Origin of the sequence: Moraxella sp. CTOTU48717 (assembly GCF_032057165.1) — a bacterium.
GTDB classification, from domain to species: Bacteria; Pseudomonadota; Gammaproteobacteria; order Pseudomonadales; family Moraxellaceae; genus Faucicola; species Faucicola tetraodonis.
In genome coordinates this window covers 43,988-50,066 of the sequence record NZ_DAMBBC010000019.1, presented here as the reverse complement: position 1 = coordinate 50,066, position 6,079 = coordinate 43,988, and the positions used below count along the sequence as shown (strand labels likewise).

Here is a 6,079-nt window from a genome sequence, read left to right as displayed (position 1 = left end):
TTGGGTTTGATTCTTTCATATAGCTATAATACTATATTTTATGGGTTTGGTATAAGTCCTGCGTGACCATTTCGAGTGTGGCACGGCGCTGGGGGTTTAGACTTACATCAACACCACTTAATTCTGCCATACCGCCTACGCGAATGCGGTTGTCAAAGCGAGTAATGGCGATTTTATAGGTTTCATCAAGCACCGTTGATTGGGGCGCTAAATCAGCATTGATAATCGGCACAGTCAGTGAGTAGCCTTTGACAGGGTACACAGGCAGATTAAGCTGCAGCGGTTGCAAAAGCGCCCGCGAATAACTGCCCAACGCCAATACATACTGGTCTGCCGTTAATAACTCACCATTTACCAGCACCCCTTTAATCGCCCCAGCATCGACTACCAGCTTTTCGATGGTTTGATTGTATAAAAATTTCACCCCTAGCGCTTTGGCTTGTTGCGCTAATGCTTGGCAAAACAAAAAGCAATCGCCTGTTTCATCATGCGGCAAATGCAATCCGCCAACCAGCTTATCAGTAGCATTTACTAACGCAGGCTCAATATCAGCCAACGCCTTGCTGTTATCAATCAGCTTAAAAGGCACGCCTGAATCTTGTAACACCTTAATATCTTGCTGTACAGCCTCTAGTTGGGCGGGTTTGCGAAAAACTTGTAATGTGCCTTGTGAGCGGTTTTCGTAGTGAATGCCGGTGTCTTGACGCAACTGTTGCAGACAGTCGCGGCTGTATTCTGCCACTCGTACCATACGCTCTTTGTTGATGGCATAGCGCTTGGTATTGCAGTTTTTGAGCATTTGTAGCATCCATTGTAACTGCCACAGACTACCATCTAATTTGATGGCTAAAGGGGCGTGTTGTTGGAATAACCATTTAACCGCCTTCAATGGAATACCAGGCGCTGCCCAAGGGGTAGAGTAGCCAGGGGAGATTTGCCCAGCATTGCCAAAACTGGTTTCTTGTGCGGCACCCGCTTGGCGGTCAATCACCGTGACTTCTACGCCTTGCTTGGCTAAATAATAGGCACTTGTCACCCCGATTACGCCACTACCCAATACCAATACGCGCATACCCACCCCCAAATATCTGCTTAATTATCAGTTGATTTCGCTAGTATAAGCAAAGTTTTGCAGTGAATTTTGCTGTTTTTATGCTAGAATTTTGCTGATATTATCGGTTTTATCATGCCAATCATCAAAAAACAGGGTTTTCATTTTGCTATGCGCACTTTAGACCGTACCGACCGTTTAATCCTTGAAATCTTGCAACAACAAGCCCGAATTTCTATCAGCGAATTGGCCGCCAGAGTTAACCTATCAACCACCCCTTGCTCAGACCGAGTTAAACGGCTGGAGCGTGAAGGTATTATCACAGGTTATCATGCGCGGTTAAATCCAAATTTGGTCAATAAAAGCTTGTTGGTGTTTCTGGAGATAAAGCTATCTACCAAGTCGGGCGATGTCTTTGAGCAAGTGAGCAAAAAACTGTCAGAAATTCCAGAGATACTGGAATGTCATTTGATTTCGGGTGAGTTTGATTTTTTGGTCAAAGCGCGGCTAAAAGAGATGAGTTCTTACCGCAAGTTACTGGGCAATATCTTAAAACAATTGCCAGCGGCGGTGGAAACCCACAGTTTGATTGTGATGGAAGAGATTAAAGAAAGCTTGCATTTGGATGTGACAATGACCTAACTGTCGTGCAAGCTTTACGATATATGCTTTGTGATACATAATTTCCGATACATGCTTTGCGACAGATAAAAAAAAGACTGCCAAATCGCAGTCTTTTTGTGTTGTGCCGCCTTAGAATTTTGGAAATTAGAGCTTTGGAAGTTAGAGTTTTGGAAACTCTAGCGACCAGTGATTGACGAGTGGGTAGCGACGCTCACGCCCAAAGGCGCGGTGGGTAATCTTGGTGCCAATCGCCGCTTGACGACGTTTGTATTCATTGCGGTCTACCATGCTGAGTACTTTTTTCACCACATCTTTATCATAACCGGCTTCTACAATCGCATCATACCCAAAGTCGCGATCGATATACAGCTCCAGCATTTTATCGAGGGTATCATAATCGGGCAGACTGTCTTGGTCCTTTTGGTCGGGTCGAAGCTCGGCAGAAGGCGGACGCGTAATCACACGCTCAGGAATCACCGGCGTTTCTTCTAGGCGGTTGCGATAGTTGGCGAGGGCATATACTTGGGTTTTATACACATCTTTTAAGACATCAAATCCGCCTGCCATATCCCCATACAATGTCGCATAGCCCACGGCCATCTCTGACTTGTTGCCTGTGGTGATGACTAGATGACCAAATTTGTTGGACAATGCCATCAGAATCATGCCGCGCGCACGGGCTTGGATATTTTCTTCCGTGGTGTCGGCGGTGGTGTTGCTAAACATCGGCTCTAGTGTATGACGCATGCCTTCAACGGCGGCATGAATCGGGCACACGGTGTAAGACACGTTGAGCCGGTGTGCCTGCGCCTGCGCGTCTTGCAGGCTGATTTGCGAGGTGTACTCATAGGGCATCATAACCGCATAAACTTTGTCCGCACCTAAGGCATCAACGGCGATACATAGCGTGAGCGCCGAGTCTATCCCGCCTGACAACCCAACCAATACGCCTTTAAAGCCAGAATGATTGACATAATCACGCAAGCCGACAACCAGCGCTTGATAAGTTTCAGCGATTTGGCTAAGTGCAAGCGGTGATTTGCGCTGTTCTGATAATATCACTTGACCGCTTTGGGCATCGTGACGAGCAACCACATACAGGGTATGCTGCAAAAATCTTGGCGCTTCTTGCACGATTTTACCTTGAGCGTTGACCACCATCGAGCCGCCATCAAACACCAAGTCATCCTGACCGCCCACGCTATTGGCATACACAATCGGGATATTGTGCTCAGTGGCACGGCTTTTTAATAAAGCCTTACGTTGTTCTTGCTTGTTTTGCTCAAAGGGCGAGGCATTGAGGCTGATGATGATTTCTGCACCTTTTTCTTTGAGTGCGCGAATGGGAGCGTCTTGCCATAAGTCTTCACAGATAAGTAGTCCAATGGTGAGTCCTTGATAGTCAAACAACACTTGGTTGTGACCGGTATTAAAATAGCGGCGTTCATCAAACACGCCATAGTTTGGCAAACATTGTTTGTGATAAAAGCCTTTTTGCTGACCATTGTGAATGATAGCCACTGAGTTAAACGTGCCATTGGGGTCAATGTGCGGATAACCCACTAGCATTACGATATCTTTGACCGTGTAGAGCAATTCAAAAGCAAGTTTCACACGTGAGGCAAGACTTGGACGTAATAACAAATCTTCAGGCGGATAACCCAGCAGTGATAACTCAGGAAAGACAATAATATTGGCACCCTTGTCACGGGCATCTTTAGCCAGTTCTACCATTTTTTTGGCATTATTGATGACATCGCCGACAATAAATTGCTGCTGTGCCACCGCAATTTTTAGCCCCACCATAGAATCTGCTTGGCTAGTCGATTGGCTTGATGACTGAGTGGTTGACTGAGAAACTGATTGAGAAGTTGGCTGAGCAGGTTTTTGAGAAACTGGCTGTGGGTTTGCTGGTTGGTTTGGCGTAGTAGCTTCGACGGTCATTGACTCACTCGGCAGCTGCGTTGCTACGCTATCATCTGGGGTTAAATCAAGGTGTGACATGAAAAATCCTTCAGTAAAAATTTGTTATGGGGTCGTCCCTTTAGTCATATCCGTCTAAAACGGTATGCAAGCATGATGCCGCTATTATAATTATGGGTGGCAACAGCGATGGCATTACAAGATAAAATTATTCTACATTATATCGCTTTATGATATGTTTACAATTGCAATCTTTAGACGCTACGACCGAAAGACGCTGCAACTGGTAAAATTAGCTTAAACATAGCATGAATAACCCATCAATGCGCGATTTTTTGCAGTATAATCAAACCTTACAATACTAATTAACAAGCAGTCATAATTCTTAATTGGCAACGATGATTCGTTCATTAGACAATGAGGTGAAGCGATGTTTACCGCAATTTTTGTAGTTTTGGTGATTATGGGGCTTAGCTGGGTTGGGATGAAATGGATGTATCCGCGACCACCGAAAGGCTATTTACAACCGCAGCCGGGCGAGAGTACCGAGCCACGTGCGTGTGATTTTTGCCATCATACGTTAGCAGAGTGGCGAGGGATTGTAGAAGGGGATAAGTTCTTTTGTAATCAAGAACACCAAGCGGATTTTCATGCTGGCAAACAATACCAGCGCGCTCAAAATTAGTCGAATTTTATTTTACACTACAGACATCAGGCAAAACGCACAACGTCTTCTAACATTTTACCCACCAGGTCTTGCGCTTGGCTTTCGTTTTCTTGATAGCGTTGTAAGTTTTCTGATTTTTCAAACAAGGTCAACGCGCATAGTACCAATAATTCTTCTTGGGGTAGCTGAGGCGCTTGGCGGCGTACCTCTTGCATAAACTGGTTAATATAGCTTGCCGCACGCTGCAACGCAGGCTCTTCCGATTCTGGGCAGTTAATGGTATAGCTACGACCATTGATCAGGATATCAACTTTTTTAATGCTTTGGGCAGATGCCATAAGATTTTCCTAACGTATTCAAATGTTTTAAACATCACTAAGGCTGGCTTAAATAGGGGCGGGTTAGTTTTCGCTGTCAATTTTTGCCAAGCGCTCTAACACAAGCTTGGTATGCTCTGCCGCAACGCGATTTTTTTCAATCAGTTTTTGATTTTGTGTGGTAAAAATCTGTAATTGGTTTTGGGTTTGTTCGTATTCGGTACTTAGCATGTTGTGAGATTCGGCAAGTGACTGATAGCGCTGCTCGAGGGCTTGATACTCTTCGGCTTGTCTGGCAAGTTGTTGTTCCAAATTTTGCTGCAGTTCTTTGCTGGCATCGAGCTTAGCTTGTACCGCTTGCAGTTGATCTGCGGTAACAGTTGGCTGTGCTTTAATACGGGTTAGCTCGCTACTGGCGAATTGATATTTATCGCGAAGCTTAGTCAATGCGGTTTGTAGCTGGGTCAGTTGGTCAATTAGGGTGCTCATGATATGATGTCTAGTCAGTAATCGAGTGAATAATCGAGTGAATAATCAAGTAAATCATCAAGAGCGACGTGATGGGCGCTCATTGACATGAATAGCAAAAGGCTTTTTTGGTATAGCTATAGCGTGAAGGCTTAAAATTTGAGTGATACTTATATTATTTTACCACTTTAATAATGCCATAGTTGACCGCATTAAGGCTAGTATTATCTCAATGTTGATATAATTTTTTGTGAAAAAAGGGTAAAGCGATGGATGATTATATTTCAGGTTGGCAGGATTGGACACAAGCATTTGAGGATTGGCATGACGTCACAATTAGTGAGTTACATGGGCTAATCTCAGGGGTGCTAAGTGTATGTGATGCGCCAACCGAGCAAGAGTGGCAACTGCTACTGACTGAGCTGAGTTTTACCGAGCTTGAGCCAAAAGCGTTAGAGATAGTGACTGAAGAGGGCGAGGATATGGTGGCGGTGTTAACCGATGATGCTGATAGCTACCAGTTTATGCCGTTGTTGCCTGATGACGACCATCCACTCTATGAGCGTTTGATGGCACTTAAGAACTGGGCAAATGGCTTTTTGACAGGCTTTGGTGTCACCGATAGTGCGCTACGTCCGGAAGAAAATAGCCTATTTAATGACTTGGCAAAAATCGGCGCGCTGCGGATTGATGCGTATGATGAGGCACTGCAAGGGACAGACAATGCTGAAGGTGAAGTTGAATATATGGAGCTACTTGAGTTTGTGCGCATGATTCCTGTGAGTGTGTCACAAGGGCGAGTGCGTAAATCAGTCGCCAAGTTGCCGCTCATCGCAGGATTTGCCATGAATCGCCCTGTGGGCAAAGCCCAAGAGATTGATGAGGAGCATTTGGATTTTATTGAGCAGCTACGTGATGATGAACTCGATTGGGAAGCAGAAAAAGATACTAATGATGATTTTGTTACCCATATGGTCATAGATGCCATGACCGGTAAAAAGCCGAATTGATGCTAACAGCCTATTTCGA

General features: G+C 45.0%; 6 protein-coding genes and 1 pseudogene. 3 read left to right on the top strand and 4 right to left on the bottom strand.

Annotated features, from left to right (window positions below; genetic code table 11):
- Positions 1–49 precede the first annotated feature (49 nt).
- A pseudogene (locus tag RT084_RS10500) lies at positions 50–1,072 on the bottom strand (D-amino acid dehydrogenase); the annotation flags it as partial.
- A gap of 150 nt (positions 1,073–1,222) precedes the next feature.
- On the opposite strand from RT084_RS10500, the gene RT084_RS10495 reads away from it, so the two are divergent.
- The gene (locus tag RT084_RS10495; RefSeq protein ID WP_060996073.1) at positions 1,223–1,693 is read left to right on the top strand and encodes a winged helix-turn-helix transcriptional regulator; all 471 of its coding nucleotides are present in this window, start codon (positions 1,223–1,225) and stop codon (positions 1,691–1,693) included.
- A gap of 141 nt (positions 1,694–1,834) precedes the next feature.
- On the opposite strand, the gene RT084_RS10490 is transcribed toward RT084_RS10495, so the two are convergent.
- Positions 1,835–3,481, bottom strand: a complete 1,647-nt coding sequence (locus RT084_RS10490) for an NAD+ synthase (RefSeq protein ID WP_175405743.1) — start codon at positions 3,479–3,481, stop codon at positions 1,835–1,837.
- A 547-nt stretch (positions 3,482–4,028) separates the two neighbouring features.
- Here RT084_RS10490 and RT084_RS10485 point away from each other — a divergent pair.
- A complete protein-coding gene (locus tag RT084_RS10485; RefSeq protein ID WP_312385976.1) occupies positions 4,029–4,283 on the top strand; it encodes a hypothetical protein in 255 nt (84 codons plus the stop codon).
- 26 nt (positions 4,284–4,309) lie between these two features.
- Here RT084_RS10485 and RT084_RS10480 read toward each other — a convergent pair whose 3' ends face one another.
- Both RT084_RS10480 and RT084_RS10475 read right to left on the bottom strand, forming a co-directional pair.
- A complete protein-coding gene (locus RT084_RS10480) occupies positions 4,310–4,603 on the bottom strand; it encodes a cell division protein ZapA (RefSeq protein WP_060996063.1) in 294 nt (97 codons plus the stop codon).
- A 63-nt stretch (positions 4,604–4,666) separates the two neighbouring features.
- Positions 4,667–5,071 (bottom strand): hypothetical protein, encoded by a 405-nt coding sequence (locus RT084_RS10475; protein WP_312385974.1) that lies wholly within the window; start codon positions 5,069–5,071, stop codon positions 4,667–4,669.
- A gap of 248 nt (positions 5,072–5,319) precedes the next feature.
- Between RT084_RS10475 and RT084_RS10470 the strand changes: the two genes are divergently transcribed.
- Positions 5,320–6,060, top strand: a complete 741-nt coding sequence (locus RT084_RS10470) for a UPF0149 family protein (RefSeq protein ID WP_282842265.1) — start codon at positions 5,320–5,322, stop codon at positions 6,058–6,060.
- Positions 6,061–6,079: the final 19 nt, after the last annotated feature.